Origin of the sequence: Natronorubrum halophilum, from assembly GCF_003670115.1 — an archaeon.
Taxonomy (GTDB): Archaea; Halobacteriota; Halobacteria; order Halobacteriales; family Natrialbaceae; genus Natronorubrum; species Natronorubrum halophilum.
In genome coordinates this window covers 383,979-399,202 of record NZ_QQTY01000005.1, presented here as the reverse complement: position 1 = coordinate 399,202, position 15,224 = coordinate 383,979, and the positions used below count along the sequence as shown (strand labels likewise).

Here is a 15,224-nt window from a genome sequence, read left to right as displayed (position 1 = left end):
GCGCGATTCCAATCGACGGTCCAGTACGTTCGGCGAACCGCGGAGCGGTTCTATGAGGTGGCGATCACTGGGAACGATCGGGTTGGCCGCCTCGCTGACCGTGCCGTGGATGGTCGTCTGGCTGACGTCCGCGTACGGCGGATCGGTGCTCGGCCCCCTCTCGACGATCGGAACGGTCGCGGCCAGCGGTGTGTCGATCCTCGGCGCCGCGTTCCTGCTCGCGTGGGCGGCCGAAACCGCCGAGAAAGACGTCCCTCGAGCGTTCGCGATCGCCGTCCTCGCGGTGCTGGCGGTCGCCCCCGAGTACGCGGTCGACGCCCTCTACGCCTGGAACGCGGGACAGTTCGCGGGGACCGAACGCGGGATCGAGGCGGGCAACCTCGCCGTCGCCAACATGACCGGCGCCAACCGGATCCTCATCGGCCTCGGCTGGTCCGGCATCGCCCTCTTTACCATCTTTCGCCGGGCGGCGGACGCGGATCCCGCCGTCGAGGATCGTCGCGGATTCTGGACGGACGCCGTCACGGTCGATCGCGACCTCAGCCTCGAGATCGTCTTCCTCCTGCTGGCGACGGGCTGGGCGTTTCTGGTGCCGTTTAACGGCGGCATCGACATCTTCGATATGGCGTTTCTGGTGGGACTGTACGTCGTCTACATCGCGATCGTACTCCGCGGCGACGTCGAACACAGCGACATACATACCGGGGTCCCGGCGTACCTCCAGTCGTTTGCCAGGCCGCTGCGGATCGCCAGCGTCGTCCTGTTGTTCGTCTACTCCGGGCTGGTGATCTTCGTCGCCGTCGAACCGTTCGCCCACGGTCTCGAGGAACTGGGGACGGGAGCCGGGATCCCGGCCTTCTTCATGATCCAGTGGATCGCGCCGTTGGCCTCCGAGTCGCCGGAACTCATCGTCGTCGCCTACCTGGTCAACAAGACGCGATCGACGGCGGGCTTCAACGCCCTGATCTCGTCAAAACTCAATCAGTGGACCCTGCTCATCGGTACGCTCGTCCTCGTCTACTCCCTCGCGTTGGGGCGGTACGGCGCGCTGCCGTTCGATGCGAAACAGATGGCCGAAATCTGGCTCACGGCGGCCCAGTCGTTCTTCGCCATCGCCATCCTGATCGACTTCGAGATCACGGTCCGAGAAGCGATCGCACTGCTGGTGCTCTTTCTCTCGCAAGTGCTCCTCGAGTTCGCCATGATCCGCGAACTCGTGACCGTGCCGTTTTCGAGTTACGAGATGCTTCTCGCGTACAGCGCCGTCTACATCCTCCTCGGACTGGCGCTGTTCATCCACCGGCGAGCGGAGTTCCGCTACGTCCTCGAGCGAACCGCGGGGACGGTCAGCAGCGCCGTCTCGGGACGGGAGCGACCACAGCGCGCCGACGATTGAGCGACGCGGAGAACGATCCGTTTTTGCACCGATTCCTCCAATCGGCAGTATGGAGAAACTCCTCGAGTCGCTCGACGATGCGCCGATTATCGACAAAGACGGCTACGAATATCTCGTCCATCCGATCAGCAACGGCGTCCCGATGCTCGATCCGGCCCTCTTGCGAGAGGTCGTCATCGAGGTCATGCAGACGGCCGATCTGGACGTGGACAAGATCGTCGCCCCCGAAGCGATGGGCATTCACCTCGCGACGGCGCTCTCGCTCCAGACCGACATTCCGCTGGTCGTGATCCGCAAGCGACCGTACGGCCTCGACGGTGAGGTCTCGTTGCACCAACAGACCGGCTACTCGGAGTCGGAGATGTACATCAACGATGTCGAATCCGGCGACCGCGTCCTCATCGTCGACGACATGCTCTCGACGGGCGGCACGCTGGCCTCCATCTGTACCGCGCTGGACGACATCGGGGCCGATATCGTCGACATCGTCGTCGTGATGCGGAAGGTCGGACCGTCCGCACTCGACGAGACGGCGTTCGAGGCGACGAGCCTCATCGACATCACCGTCGAAGACGGCGAAGTCACCGTTCACTAATCGGGTCTCGAGCGGGAGCAGACGACTGCGTAGAGCCCTTGCTGTGTGCTGGCGCTTCGCATTCTTGTTCACAAACGTGCACAATTCAGTTCTGGAAGAAGGGTAATATGCGCGCACATACGAATCTTTTTGGTGGGTGATCCGCAAGATGGCTGCCATAGTATGTCGAACGAACCGAACGGGGGCATTCAGTTGGAATACGAACTCGACGATAAACCGCCGTGGCCGAAGTCGATTCTCCTCGGCTTACAGCACGTGGCGGTCATGATCGTCCCGGCGACGGCGGTCGCGTTCATCGTCGCCGGCGACGTCGGACTCAGCGGTCCCGACACGGCGTACATCGTACAGATGGTCCTCCTGTTCTCGGGACTGGCGACCATCGTACAGGCGTACACCGTCGGCCCGGTCGGCGCGCGACTGCCGATCGTGATGGGCTCGAGTTTCACCTTCGTCGGTGCGTCGATATCGATCGGGATCGACTACGGGATGGCCGCCGTCTTCGGTGCTATTCTCGTCACCGGGTTCGCGGTCGAGGGACTCATCGGCTGGCAGTTCAAACGCATCAAACCGTTCTTCCCGCCGCTCGTCACCGGGCTCGTCGTCGTCATCATCGGTCTCTATCTCATCCCCGTCGGCATGGACTACGCCGCCGGTGGGGTCGGCGCGGACGACTACGGCGCGGTTCACAACATCGGTCTGGCCGCGCTCGTCCTGGCCACCGCCGTCGGTCTCAACCTGTTCACTCGAGGCGTCGCGCGCCTGTTGAGCATCCTCGCGGCGATCGTCGTCGGCTACGTCGTCGCCGTCGTGATCGGCCTCGTCGACTTCTCGCCGATCGGCGAGTCGGCCTGGGTCGCCATCCCGTCGCCCACTCGGTTCGGCTTCGAGTTCGAGCCGATCGCGATCGTCACGTTCGCCTTCCTCTTTCTCGTCTCCGCGATGGAGACCGTCGGCGACATGTCCGGCGTCACGGCCGCCGAAGGGCGAAACCCGACGAACGAGGAGTTCCGCGGCGGCCTGTTCAACGACGGCATCCTGAGTTCGTTCGGGGCCATCTTCGCCGCGTTCCCGATCACGTCGTTCTCCCAGAACGTCGGTATCGTCAACTTCACCGGCGTGATGAGCCGCCACGTCGTCGGAATCTGTGGCGTGATTCTCGCGATCCTCGGCCTGAGCCCGAGGGTGGGTGCCGCCGTCACCACCATCCCCAGCGCCGTCTTCGGCGGTGCCGTCTTGCTCATGGCCGGCATGGTCGCCGCCAGCGGCGTTCGACTGATCGTCACGCACACCGCCCTCGGCCGTCGGAACATGGTCATCGTCGCCGTCTCGCTCGGTCTCGGACTCGGCGTCGCGACGACGCCCGAGGCCCTTCAGGGCCTTCCCACTGCGGCAGAGACGTTCTTCGGCCAACCCGTCATCCTGACCGCGCTGTCCGCCCTGTTGCTCAACACGTTCGTCCCCGGCGAGCAGAGCCCCCTGTTCGACGCCGCGCCGGCGGACCCCGTCGTGGATCCCGAGGCCGCGACGACCGGCTCCAGCGACGATTAGCACTCGCCTCGGCTTCCGTTCTCGTTCGCCCCTTCGTCAGTCTTCGTCGCGCTCGTAGCTCGCGATCCGTCCCCACGAGGACTTCTTGCCCCACAGTCCCGAGCGCATGCACTCGAGTTCGACGATCTGTGAGTTGTCGACGAACAGGTTCACCTTCGGACCGAACTGCTTGATGTACCACTCGAAGACCTCGGGGTCCGCGGCTTCGAAGACGCAGTTTTCGACGCCGAGACCGTCCGCGATCTTGAACGCCACGTCGGTTCGCCAGTCGCGTACCTGCTCGGTGATCCCCTCGGATTCGACCATGACTTTGTACGCGCCGGCCTCTAAGTGGCGCTTCCCTTCCTCGATCGCGCTCGTCGGATCGATCGCCGTCTCGGACTCGAGGTCCTCGACGCTCGAGGCACCGCCGGCACCGAACTGGACGTTGATCTCCGGTTTGGCCTTCAGCCCGTGGTCCTGGACGAGTTCCGTGAGCGCGACCATGTCGTCGACGTCGATCGCGAGAAAACCGCTCGAGACCTCGACGACGTCGAAGCCGATATCGGCGGCTTCCTCGACGTAGCGGTCCACCTGCTCGTAGTCCCGAATCAGCACGTGTTCGATGAAACCGCCCGTCGAGACTAGCACGTCGTGTTCGTGGCAGATTCCGATCAGCTCTCGGACGACGTCTTCGGGCATCAGCGCGAACGATCCGCCGGAGAACTTGTAGATGTCGACGTACTCGCCCATCGTCTCGAGGATGTCTCGAAGCTCTCGCGGCCCCATCGGGTCGTAGTACGGGCCGCGGATTTCGGTGATACCGTTTTCTCGAGGCTTTTCGCCGCGGTCGTTGACGTGCAGGAAGTCGAATGCGCGATCGGACATACGACCGTTCACCACGACCATCGTCAAAACGCTACCACGTTGCCTGAGAAAGGTAGCCGTGGTAACCGGGCGACCGCTTCGACGCGGCCGGTAGCCGGTCAGGCGAGCAGCGCCGTCAGCTCCGAGACGTCGTGATCCTCGAGGGTTTTGATCGTCTCGACGATGTCGTCGCGTCGACCGTCCGCGATGTGCCCCTCGGTGATCGCGTCGAACTTCGCCTCCAGACCGTCCCACCCCATCGGATCGAGCGGGTGACCGCGGAAGGCGTCCTTCTCGATCCGGTAGGTGGTGCCGTCGTCCGTCGTCACGTCGATAACGGCCGGCATCTCGCCGTTTTCGAAGCGCTCGGTGAGTTCGGAATCCTCGCTCACGTCGACGACGCGGAGCAATTCCTGAACGTCCTCGCGCCGGATGCGCTCGGGTTCGTACTGCTCGAGCGAGAGGTCCCGGTCGATCAGCGCCGTCGCGAGCATGTACGGCAGCGAGTGGTCCGCTTGCGCCCTGTTTTCGACCTCGTACCGGTTCCCCTCCCCGCCGCCGATGATGAGTTTCGCGCCGCCGAAGGTCTCGAGTTTGATCCCCGCGATGTCGTCCGGATCCAGCGTCTCGCGGTCGGCGAGTTCGATCACCCCCTCGACGGCCGACTGGGCGTACGTCTCCGCGACGTAACGTTTGGTCATCGTGTCGTGGACGCGCTCGCCGGGCGTCAGATCGACGTCGAACTCGCCCGAGATCACCTCCTGCCACCCCTTCTGGCCCTCGAAGAGGTTTCGCGGACCGTCCATCCCGTTTTTCGCGAGCATCGCCGAGTAGACCGCGTTGCGGGCCGCGTTCGCTGACGCGATCCCCTTCCACTCGTTGATCCCGCCGGTTCGCGTCACTCGCAGGGCGTTGTGGGCGGTCCCGGCGATACCGATGGCGTTTCGAGTCTCCGCTGCGTCGAGTCCGAGCAGTTTTGACGCGCCGGCGGCCGCCGAGATGACGGTGTGGGTGACGTGATCGAACCCGCGGTCGCGAACGGGAGCGTTCCACGCGAGTTCGGCCTGGATCTCGTAGGCGATCGCGAGTCCGGAGAGCAGTTCCGCTCCCGATCGGTCGTCGTACTCCCCGGCGGCGACGACGGCTCCCAGGTTGTCGCTCGGATGTGGCGTCTCGTTCGGTGCTAGGAACGAATCCATGTAATCGAGGTACCGCGTCAGCGCCGTGTTGTGCATCGCCGCCTGTACCGGCGAGGCGGCGGCGTCTCGGCCCCAGAGCGTACACTCTCCCTCCGCCTCGAGGTCTCGCACGGTTCGATACACCACCTGCGTCGGGTCGGCGACCTCCGCGGCGATGGCGATGCCGACCGAGTCGAGAACGCGTCGTTTTAGCGCGTCGCGCGTCTCCGACGAGAGGTCGTCGTAGTCGGTTTTCTGGACGAATTCCGCGAGTTCGAGCGTCGTCATGGGGCTAGTCACCAGCGGAACCGGCAAACGTCTTGGCGTGGTCTGTGCAACGGAACCGGCGACGGCTACTCGAATGCGACGCGACCTGCGGCTTGCTCGCTCCGCTCTGACCGGCGTGATCCCCTCGTCGTACCCCGGTTCGCGACGCGAGTCCGTAACACCGTAGAACGCGCGGGCCGACTCGAGCGCCGTCGAGGTGGACCTCGACGTGGAGACGGGCGTCGAGAACGCTCACGCGACGGGGCGATGGTTCGCCCCGAGGAGTGACAGGCCGTCATCGCCGCGGGCGACGCGACTCCGCGGCGCGTTCAATTCTCGGCCAAGAAAAGGGCGGGGCACTTCCACGACGTCGATACGCCCGACGACGTGCCCGAACTCGAGACCGGGCGCGTCCGATCGGGGCGACTTCCGTGATTACTCCCGGGAGTGACGGGCCTCGTAGGCGGCCTCGAGATTTTCGAGGATGCGGTGGATCGGGAGGGTGAATCCGGCTTGGCGGGCGGCGATTGCGAGTGGCATTGCGGCGATACCGATTACAATGCACAACTGGTACAGTGCAAACAGCGTCGCGTGGTACGCTCGGGATATCATCGGCGTTCATCGTCGCTCAGACCGAGGGCATATATAAGTCTTCTTGATGGCTGCAGTTTTCACGGCGTGCTACTTCGTCACCGGGTCGACGCAGTCTTGCGATTCAAATACAGTTTCGTTGGGGACAACTCGAGGCGTACTCGCGACCATCTACGGCTATGTCGGAGGCAATCGATGCGGGCAATTCTCGTAACTTATGGGAATCTTTCGCTTCCCGTGCGCACCTCGAGCGCGGGTCGACGGTCGCCGGCACGTGCCGGCGACGAACCGCAAAGCAGGAAACCCCTCGGACCCACCACGTCGTATGGGAAACTATCTCGTCGCGATGGAAGCCGCGTGGCTGGTTCGTGACGTCGAAGCGATCGACGACGCGATCGGCGTCGCCGTCAGCGAAGCCGGAAAACGACTCAACAGCGAAAACATGGACTACGTCGAAGTCGAGGTCGGTGCGACGGGCTGTCCGGCCTGCGGCGAACCCTTCGACTCCGCCTTTATCGCGGCCGACACCGCACTCGTCGGACTCGGTCTCGAGATGGAGGTCTTCAACGCCGAGGGCGAGGAACACGCCTCCAGAATCGCGAAGAGCGAGGTCGGCGGCGCGTTGCGGGACGTCCCGCTGAGCGTCGTCGAGATCATGGAAACGCCCGAGGACGAGGACTGAGTTCGGCTCCGACGGACCGGGCGCTTTTGAACGGATGCGATCGGCACCGGACCCGAGGACCGACCCAAAGGATTTTGATAACCCGCAGTTATTACCCCGTATGGAACTTCCGACGCCCGCGGATCTGCGCCAGCGCCGAACCGAACTCGGGCTGACCCAGAGCGAACTCGCGGACACGGCCGACGTCTCCCAGCCGTTGATCGCCCGGATCGAAGGCGGGGACGTCGATCCCCGACTATCGACGCTCCGTCGAATCGTCAACGCACTCGAGAAGGCCGAAAGCGACGTCGTGCGCGCTTCCGACCTGATGAACGAGGCCGTCGTCAGCGTCGCGCCCGACAGCGCGGTCAAAGCCGCGGCGCGAAAAATGGAGGAGGAGGCCTACTCGCAACTGGCGGTCATTCAGGACGGGATCCCCGTGGGCTCGATCAGCCAGAGCGACCTCGTCCACCTCGATTCGGAGGCTCGAGACGAACCCATCGAAGAACACATGAGCGAGAGCTTTCCGACGGTCTCGCAAGACGCGACGTTAGACGAGATCAGCAACCTGCTCGAGCACTACAAGGCGGTGATGATCACCGAGGCCGGCGAAACGGTCGGGATCATCACCGAAGCGGATATCGCCGCGCGGTTTTCCTGATTCACCGGCGACGTTCACGAACGGCCGCGCGATGACGCCCTCCACGAGCGAACGCTCACCGTCGACTCGCGGATTCGATCGTTCCTCGGGCGAGAAGAGCCCGCGCTCGAGGCCTGAGATTCTCACCGCGTAAATAGGGTTGCACGACGGAACCGAGCATTACTCGGCCGCCGATTGGGGCGACGATTCCGGCCGCGTCTCGACTTCGAGGTCCTCCAGATCTTCGAGGTCGCCCTCCGCGGTGGCTTGTTCGATCTTCGCGATCTCCTCCGCGTAGTGCAGGAAGGTGTCGACCGACGCCACGACGACGCGGGCTTCGATCGTCAGCAACTCGATCCCGACGACCGAGACGCGCGCCCAGACGTCGATGACGACGCCCTTGTCGAGGATGCGGTCCAGCACCTCTGCGAGACTCGAGGAGTCGGGTCTCCGTTGTGGTGATGCCATTGGGATCCCCGTCGAAGGGTGAGTCGCGCGTTCGCTTCACCACACTGGCTGCGTCGGCAAGCTTCCGGCTGAACCGTCGAAACCGGGACGGAGTCACCGTTTCATCGCTGCTGAACCAGCTAGACAGAGTTATTGTCTCGGAGCAAATACCATCCCGGCGATGCAGTACGACGCGGTCCTGTTTGATTTCGATGGCGTCGTGGTCGAGACACCCTCCTCGCGACGGATGGGTGATGCACTCAGCCGAGCGTACGAAAAACTCGAGCGAACCGGTCCGGCAGCGGAGACGCTGCAGGAGCTGATGCAGGGCGATTTCGAGTTGATCGCCGACCGCTGTCGCCGACTCGAGATCGAGACGGACGTCTTCTGTACGCAGGCTGCACGCGAACTGATCCGAACCCAGCTCTCGGAGATCGAGCGCGGGCTTCGCTCGGTCTACGACGACGTGACGGCCGTTCGATCGCTCGAGCACCCGCTCGGGATCGTGAGCGATAACCACCCGACCGTGGTCACGGGAGTGCTCGATCGGTTCGGCCTTCGGTCGCTGTTCGAGACCGTCCACGGCTGCCCGCTGACGCCGGACGGACTCGCCCGACGCAAGCCCGATCCGACGAACATCGATCGCGCTATGGACCTCCTCGAGGCCCGGTCGGCACTGTACGTCGGCGACCGGGCGGTCGACGTGCGGGCGGCTCACAACGCCGGAATCGACTCGGTGTTGCTCTCGCGCTCGAGCGGGAGTTCGGAACTCGAGGACGAGGCTCCCGAGGCGACCCCCACCTACCACTGCACCTCGCTCACACAACTGCCGGGGATTCTCAAGTAGTGTAGCGAACGGCAGCCGGGAGCGGTTACCGACCGGCACCGCTGATGAGATTTTCGAGGGGGACCCCCCTCGCGGGTGTTATCGCTCGCGATCCGGACGTCGTTGAACGCATCCGAGCGAGAGCCGTTCACTCCAGAACGGCCGCCACTGCGTCCATCGCCCGATCCACCTTCTCGAGGTCCGCGTTGTATCCCATGTGACCGAGCCGAAGGACGTCGTCGGTCAGGTCGCCGAGTCCGGTCGCCAACACGATGTCCGCTTCCGCCGCGACCCGCCGCTGCACTCGCTTCGCGTCGCCCGGGAGGGAAAACGCCGTCACGGTCGGCGAACACCGTTCGGGGTCGGGATACGGGTCGAGTCCGAGTTCGGATCCCCGCTCTCGGCACCGCTCGGCGGCTTCCTCGTGGCACGCGAAGACGGTCTCGAGATCCTCCTCGAGCAGGCGATCGAGCGCCGTGTCGAGCGCGGCCACGTTCGCGGGGAGATGCGTGTACGGGAACCCGTCGGAGACGTCCCGCCACGGGAGGAAGTTCGTGTACAGCGAGGACGGATCGCGCTCTTCCATCGCCGTCCAGGCCCGCTCGCTGATCGCGGCGGTCGTCAGTCCCGGCGGCGCGCTGAAACACTTCTGGGACGCGCCGAGACAGACGTCGATTCGATCGGTCGGCACCGGCGTTCCCCCGAGCGACGAGACGGCGTCCACGACGCTCAACACACCGTGATCGTCGAGCAGATCCAGCACGGGTCCCAGATCGTTGAGCGTCCCGGTGGGCGTCTCGCAGTGAACCATCGTCGCCAGCGCGAACGGCTCGCCGGCGGCCGCCGCCTCCTCGAGCGCCGTCTCGACGGCTTCGAGGTCGTACCCCTCGTCGTACGGCGCGGAGACGAGTTCGGGATCCCCGTCGTACGACTCGACGAAATCCGCGAAGCCGTCGCCGTAGAGTCCGTTGGAGACACAGAGCGCGCGGTCGCCGGGTGCGACCAGCGAGGCGATCGCCGCCTCGAGACCGAGGATTCCCTCGCCGCCGAGTACGACGACGTCGTCGTCCGTCCCGTATACCTCCGCGAGCTTTGCACAGACCTCGGTGTAGCGTTCGGCGAACGCGGGTTCGATGTCCGGGTTCGGTTGCGTTTCGGCCATCGCCTCTTTGACCGGCGGCGGAACCGTCGTCGGTCCTGGCGTGAACCTCATGAGAGTGCATGCGAATCGCTCCCATTAGCCGGTTGCGGTTACGACGGCGGCGGCGCAGATTCCGGGCACTGCTTTTTGCCCGCGACCGTCGGAGGTCACGGTATGAACGATGACGACTGGGAGGACCTGCGGTCTCGGTGTGAGCGTCTCGACCCCGGATCCGAACTGGTGACGCCGCTCTCGGATCGCCCGTTCAGGATCGACGCGACCGACGACGACCGAATCGTCGTTCGCTTCGCGGATAGCGGCGAGGAACGCCCCCTCTGGCGCGAGCAGTTCGGCATCTTCGACGACCAACTCGAGGGTCAGGCGACGGCGATCGACGACCTCCAGCCCGGTGTCGAACCCTACGCCGCGGTGATCACGCTCTCGGACGCCTACGTCGTCGAGGACGACGCGATCGGCAGGGCTCCCGAAGAGGCCACCGGCGGCGAAAGCCCGTTTCTCGTCTCGGCGGCCGACGCGCGGACGCCACCGGAGCGCGTCCACGACGACGCGCTGTTGCTGGCACACGTCATCGAACGCCTCGCGGTGGACGATCGGTCCGACCTCGAGTCGCTGGACACGGACTCGCTGACCGACTACTACGTCCTCGCATCCGACGTCCAGCGCGGTGCGAACGGGGTTCGGTCGACGGCTCGAGACGAACTACTCGAGCGACTGGGCCCGGACCAGGAACTCCACGGTCAGTTTGGCACGGTTCGGCGGACGACCCGCGAACGCCGCCGGCCGAAGGACGACGAAACCGTCCTCGCCGCGCTCGACGAGCGCGGCATTCCCCGCGAGTGGGTGCTGGGTGTCGATCCGGACAAACTGGACGTCGTTCTCTCCGTGACCGATCTCTCCGAAGACGAGGTCTACGACAGTTCGGAGGACGTCTACGTCCAGAAAACCGGCGTCGACGAGGACGAGAAGTACTCGCGGTTACAGGGGATCGCCGATCGAATCGAGGATCTCGAGGACGCCGAGGGAGAGGCGCTTCGCGACGAACTCGACGAGATCGAGGACCGACTCGAGAAGGCGCTAACCGCCGGTTAGCGACGCGGTTCTCCGCCTGCACGAGGCTCGAGCGGTGACCCGTCCGGTCTACGGTCGAACGAGACGATTTGGCGGGACCAGTACGCTCGCTCACCCCCCGTTCTCGACTCTCTTCTGTCACGGCCGACAATCGGTTCGGGCTACCGAGAGCGGAGATCACCCGCAAATACTTTTGGCCGCACGGCCCCTATTTCGGATTATGTACGTACGGGACGCGAAAAACAGAGAGGAGGTCTGGCTGCTCGACCACATTGAGGAGATGGGGCTCGACGAGACGGCGTTCCGTTCGCGCGATTACGTCGTCGCGATGGACGAACACTCGGGCGAAAAGGCCGGCTTCGGACGGATCCGGATTCACAAGGTGGACGGCGATACCGACGTCTGCGAGTTGACCAGTATCGGCGTCCTCGAGGGCTGGCGCGACCAGGGCGTCGGCGCGCACGTCGTCGAACGACTCGTCGAGTACGCCAGCGACGAGGGGTTCGATACCGTCTACGCGCTCACGGGCGAGGGTGGCTATCTCTCCCAGTTCGGCTTCCGCCGGATCGAGGAGTCACAGCTTCCGGAGCCGCTCCAGCAACGTCTCGCGGACAAACGGGACGGAGTCGATCCGGACGCCGTCCCCCTCGAGATCGATATCGATCGGTTCCGGGTGCCAGATCGGCTTCGAGAGGCGTTCAAACGCGCGCCCGATGATCGAGACGAGCCGTCGAACAGCGAGTCCGCCGAGGACTTCGGGATCGATCCCGAGTCGGCGACCTACAAGTACGAGACGGGCAGATAGCGCCGGACGTTGAGACGACCGCCTCCGACGGGTATCGAATCGATTCTGGTTTCACGTCCGGATTCCGAAAACGTCCGCACTCCGCACGATTCTCCGTTCAGAACGTACTGTACCGTTCTTCGTCCCACGGGTTTGCGGTGTTCGAGTAGCCCCGTTTCTCCCAGTAGCCTCGCTTCGGTTCGGAAAGAAACTCGACGCCTGTGACCCACTTGGCCCCCTTGTACGCGTATCGCTGCGGCGCCACAACGCGGAGCGGTCCGCCGTGTTCCGACGGGAGCGGCTGTCCCTCGAGTTCGAGCGCGAACAGCACCTCTTCGCGCAGACATTCCTCTAGCGAAAGGTTCGTCGTGTAGCCGTCCAGCGCGTGGAACAGGACGTGCTCGGCGTCGTCCGAGACGGCGGCTCGCTCGGCGATCGTCGGGAACGTCACGCCGGTAAACTCGGTATCGAACCGGCTCCAGCCGGTCACGCAGTGGAAATCCTGGAGTTGCGTTTCTCGGGGAAGGTCGTTGAACTCGGCCCAGGAATACGCCAACTCGTTTTCGACGGCACCTGTAACGGTGAACTCCCACGTTTCCATGTCCCACGAGGGCGTTCCGCTCTTCGAGAGCACCGGGAAGCGTTCAGTGTGGCGCTGTCCCGGTGGTAGTCTCTCGTCGCCGAACTCCTCGTAGATCGAAGTGGCGTCTCTGTCCACCATACCCGGTGTCAGTACGAGGAGCTACAAGAATCCGGACCCGACGAGCGTCGGCTTCTCATACGCGTCCGCGATGCGAAGCGATCGCAGGGGACGGTCTTTTTCCGCTTGCTCCCGTCGTTGGCACGCAGCTATGCCACTGATCCACTTCGAGATGGCGGACTCGACCGAGCGAACGCAGATCGGCGAAGGGCTCGTTCGGTTCGCAGCCCAGGCCGGACGGTTAGAAACGGGACAGGCCGACGGAAAGTACTTCTTGGACCACGCCGATGGTTGTGGCGCCACCGGAAAACGGATCAAACCGGGAGACGGATTCTGTTTCGACACGGATACGGGCGATATTCTCTGTGAGGACCACGGCAAAGAGCGGCGCGACGAGTGACGGATCGTTCGATTTCGTACGCGTCAGCGTCAATAATCGCTAAAGAACCCGAACTCCTCTCCGCTACGGTGGATATAATCGGTCTCCAGTACTTCGCTGACGGTCCGTCCGAGTTCGTCTAGTTCTTCTTCGATACCCTGGATATCGCCCCGCTCAAGCGTTTCATCGTACGGCGGTGGTAGGTCTTCGGGGACGGTCGGCGCCTGGTAGCCGACGTCCGCTGAAGACACGTTCCAGTAAAAATCGAATCCACGGATCAATCCCAGTTCACGCACGAGCCGGAACTCGTCTGCGGTCATGTACGTGTAATCACGCCATTCATCGAACCCGTCTTCCCACGCGCCCTCCTGTAAAAACGTCGCTAACGCTTCGTGGGGAACGGTATCGCCCGACCATTCCTCCGGTTCGTCGACGGCGTCGTACGCGCCGGGATTCTGCGGTCCGTCGAGCGCCGGCGGGTCGGGGATGTCGACATCGAGTGTCATACAGTACGGTTCGGCCGACATCGATTTGACAGTTTCTGTCATCGCACCGTTCTCTCCGAATCGCAGATGCGTGCCCGTCTCGCCGCCGTTCGTTCGGCGGCACCGACGTACGCCTTCTCGAGACGCGCGTCGCTTTCGGGAATCATCTGCAGTTACTGAAATAGAGTCGGGATGGTATCGTATGAGCGAAATTCCATCTAGAACGTTGAATTATTTCGACTATCGTGGTGCCTTTATGACCTACAACGGCGTGTGGAGTTATTGAATGTCTACTACACCGATCGACGAGCGACGCGCCGAAGACGTAGATTCGGACGCTCAAGCGCTCCTGGACGAGCTAGTCGAAGTAGGTGCGCCCGACCTCACCCACTTATCCCCCGAGCAGGCCCGGGCGCTGCTCGGCGATCTGTTCACGCCGGACGTCGAGCCAGAATCGGTCGCCGCGGTGAACGAGCGAAAGATCCGAGCGTACGCCCGGGATATCCGGGTACGGACGTACGATCCGGATCCGAGCCGAGACCTCCCCGCGGTCGTCTACTTCCACGGCGGCGGCTGGGTCGCCGGCAATCTGGATACGCACGACGGCGTCGCGCGATCGCTGGCGAACGAGGGCGACTGCGTCGTCGTCTCCGTCGACTACCGAAAGGGGCCGGAACACCCGTTTCCCGCTGCCGTCGAGGACGCGTACCTCGCCACGAAGTGGACGGCTGATAACGCCGCCGAACTCGGCGCGACCGAAGGGCTAGCCGTCGCCGGCGAGAGCGCGGGTGGCAATCTCGCGACCGTCGTCGCACAGATGGCCGTCGAGAAGGACGTCGGTGCCCCAGACATCGATCATCAGGTGCTGTTCTATCCGGTGACCGACCACTCGTACGCCACCCGCTCCTACGAGGAAAACGCGGACGGCTACTTCCTGACGACCCGCGCAATGGTGTGGTTCTGGAACCACTACCTTCGAGACGACATCGACGGCGCGAACCCTCGAGCGTCACCGCTTCGGGCTCGCGAGCGAATACTCGCCGAACTCCCACCCGCGGCCCTGTACACCTGCGGCTACGACCCGCTTCGCGACGAGCAGTTCGCCTACGGCGAGGCGCTCGAGGACGCGGGCGTCCCGGTCGAGCACACGCACTACGACGATATGATCCACGATTTCGCCAATATGCGTCGTCTCGCGGGACCGTTCCCGGGCGTCGAGGCGGCCGACGATGTACGCAGGCGCGCCGGCGAGGCGCTTCGGGGGGCGTTCGAGTAGGCGTCTTCCACGACACCTCCACCGATACCGCTTCGATGATCCGAACCGGCACGAAGCGTGCGTATCAATAGCAGACGGCCGACTGCCGTCCCAGGTCGTTATCGATGGGCGGGGCCACTACTCGCCTCGATTCCCCGTTCGCTGTGGACGCTCGCCGACCCCGTGACGAAACGCGATCCACCCGATCGCAGTGATGGCCAGGATCGGCGGCAAGATCGCGAAGGCCCACAGCGGATCCAGCCCCCACCGGAGCAACACGACGAGGTTCAACAGCCCGATCGCGAGAAACGGGGCAACGTACAGCGTCGCTCGACGACGGTCGCGCGTCTCGTCACCGCTCGGCAACGGCGGCTCCATACCGGCCCCACTACGGCT

Annotated in this window: 17 protein-coding genes; 10 read left to right on the top strand and 7 right to left on the bottom strand. The window is 64.1% G+C overall.

Annotated elements, in window-relative coordinates; all coding sequences use genetic code 11:
- Positions 1-52 precede the first annotated feature (52 nt).
- The 3 genes from DWB23_RS20835 (at position 53) to DWB23_RS20825 (ending at position 3,539) form a co-directional block, all read left to right on the top strand.
- Positions 53-1,396: a sodium:calcium antiporter gene (locus DWB23_RS20835; protein WP_121744785.1), complete on the top strand. Its 1,344-nt coding sequence runs from the start codon at positions 53-55 to the stop codon at positions 1,394-1,396.
- A 49-nt stretch (positions 1,397-1,445) separates the two neighbouring features.
- Positions 1,446-1,991 carry a hypoxanthine/guanine phosphoribosyltransferase gene (gene hpt / locus DWB23_RS20830; RefSeq protein ID WP_121744697.1) on the top strand — a complete coding sequence of 182 codons (546 nt, stop codon included), beginning with the start codon at positions 1,446-1,448 and terminating at the stop codon, positions 1,989-1,991.
- A 162-nt stretch (positions 1,992-2,153) separates the two neighbouring features.
- Positions 2,154-3,539, top strand: coding sequence for a uracil-xanthine permease family protein (locus DWB23_RS20825; protein WP_121744696.1), 1,386 nt, complete (start codon positions 2,154-2,156; stop codon positions 3,537-3,539).
- 36 nt (positions 3,540-3,575) lie between these two features.
- On the opposite strand, the gene DWB23_RS20820 is transcribed toward DWB23_RS20825, so the two are convergent.
- Entirely contained in the window at positions 3,576-4,406 is an 831-nt protein-coding gene (locus DWB23_RS20820) for a phosphosulfolactate synthase (RefSeq protein WP_121744695.1), read from the bottom strand.
- Positions 4,407-4,504: 98 nt separating this feature from the next.
- Positions 4,505-5,851: an MmgE/PrpD family protein gene (locus tag DWB23_RS20815; protein WP_121744694.1), complete on the bottom strand. Its 1,347-nt coding sequence runs from the start codon at positions 5,849-5,851 to the stop codon at positions 4,505-4,507.
- 895 nt (positions 5,852-6,746) lie between these two features.
- Here DWB23_RS20815 and DWB23_RS20810 point away from each other — a divergent pair.
- Complete coding sequence (locus tag DWB23_RS20810) at positions 6,747-7,103, top strand: DUF555 domain-containing protein (protein WP_121744693.1); 357 nt, start codon at positions 6,747-6,749, stop codon at positions 7,101-7,103.
- Between the two features lie 100 nt (positions 7,104-7,203).
- Complete coding sequence (locus DWB23_RS20805; protein ID WP_121744692.1) at positions 7,204-7,743, top strand: CBS domain-containing protein; 540 nt, start codon at positions 7,204-7,206, stop codon at positions 7,741-7,743.
- A 159-nt stretch (positions 7,744-7,902) separates the two neighbouring features.
- Here the strand turns inward: DWB23_RS20805 and gvpA are convergent, their stop codons facing one another.
- Complete coding sequence (gene gvpA / locus DWB23_RS20800; protein WP_121744691.1) at positions 7,903-8,190, bottom strand: gas vesicle protein GvpA; 288 nt, start codon at positions 8,188-8,190, stop codon at positions 7,903-7,905.
- A gap of 160 nt (positions 8,191-8,350) precedes the next feature.
- On the opposite strand from gvpA, the gene DWB23_RS20795 reads away from it, so the two are divergent.
- Positions 8,351-9,016, top strand: a complete 666-nt coding sequence (locus DWB23_RS20795) for an HAD family hydrolase (protein WP_121744690.1) — start codon at positions 8,351-8,353, stop codon at positions 9,014-9,016.
- 127 nt (positions 9,017-9,143) lie between these two features.
- On the opposite strand, the gene DWB23_RS20790 is transcribed toward DWB23_RS20795, so the two are convergent.
- Complete coding sequence (locus tag DWB23_RS20790; RefSeq protein ID WP_121744689.1) at positions 9,144-10,208, bottom strand: pyridoxal-phosphate-dependent aminotransferase family protein; 1,065 nt, start codon at positions 10,206-10,208, stop codon at positions 9,144-9,146.
- A gap of 102 nt (positions 10,209-10,310) precedes the next feature.
- Here DWB23_RS20790 and DWB23_RS20785 point away from each other — a divergent pair, with 102 nt between their 5' ends.
- Both DWB23_RS20785 and DWB23_RS20780 read left to right on the top strand, forming a co-directional pair.
- Positions 10,311-11,246 (top strand): hypothetical protein, encoded by a 936-nt coding sequence (locus DWB23_RS20785; protein ID WP_121744688.1) that lies wholly within the window; start codon positions 10,311-10,313, stop codon positions 11,244-11,246.
- A gap of 199 nt (positions 11,247-11,445) precedes the next feature.
- Positions 11,446-12,030, top strand: a complete 585-nt coding sequence (locus tag DWB23_RS20780; RefSeq protein WP_121744687.1) for a GNAT family N-acetyltransferase — start codon at positions 11,446-11,448, stop codon at positions 12,028-12,030.
- A 97-nt stretch (positions 12,031-12,127) separates the two neighbouring features.
- Here the strand turns inward: DWB23_RS20780 and DWB23_RS20775 are convergent, their stop codons facing one another.
- The gene (locus tag DWB23_RS20775; protein WP_121744686.1) at positions 12,128-12,730 is read right to left on the bottom strand and encodes a sulfite oxidase-like oxidoreductase; all 603 of its coding nucleotides are present in this window, start codon (positions 12,728-12,730) and stop codon (positions 12,128-12,130) included.
- A 130-nt stretch (positions 12,731-12,860) separates the two neighbouring features.
- On the opposite strand from DWB23_RS20775, the gene DWB23_RS20770 reads away from it, so the two are divergent.
- Positions 12,861-13,109, top strand: a complete 249-nt coding sequence (locus tag DWB23_RS20770; protein ID WP_121744685.1) for a hypothetical protein — start codon at positions 12,861-12,863, stop codon at positions 13,107-13,109.
- A 29-nt stretch (positions 13,110-13,138) separates the two neighbouring features.
- Here DWB23_RS20770 and DWB23_RS20765 read toward each other — a convergent pair whose 3' ends face one another.
- Positions 13,139-13,594: a hypothetical protein gene (locus tag DWB23_RS20765; RefSeq protein WP_121744784.1), complete on the bottom strand. Its 456-nt coding sequence runs from the start codon at positions 13,592-13,594 to the stop codon at positions 13,139-13,141.
- A 265-nt stretch (positions 13,595-13,859) separates the two neighbouring features.
- Between DWB23_RS20765 and DWB23_RS20760 the strand changes: the two genes are divergently transcribed.
- Positions 13,860-14,849 carry an alpha/beta hydrolase gene (locus tag DWB23_RS20760; RefSeq protein ID WP_121744684.1) on the top strand — a complete coding sequence of 330 codons (990 nt, stop codon included), beginning with the start codon at positions 13,860-13,862 and terminating at the stop codon, positions 14,847-14,849.
- A 117-nt stretch (positions 14,850-14,966) separates the two neighbouring features.
- Here DWB23_RS20760 and DWB23_RS20755 read toward each other — a convergent pair whose 3' ends face one another.
- Positions 14,967-15,206, bottom strand: a complete 240-nt coding sequence (locus tag DWB23_RS20755; protein WP_121744683.1) for a hypothetical protein — start codon at positions 15,204-15,206, stop codon at positions 14,967-14,969.
- Positions 15,207-15,224 lie beyond the last annotated feature (18 nt).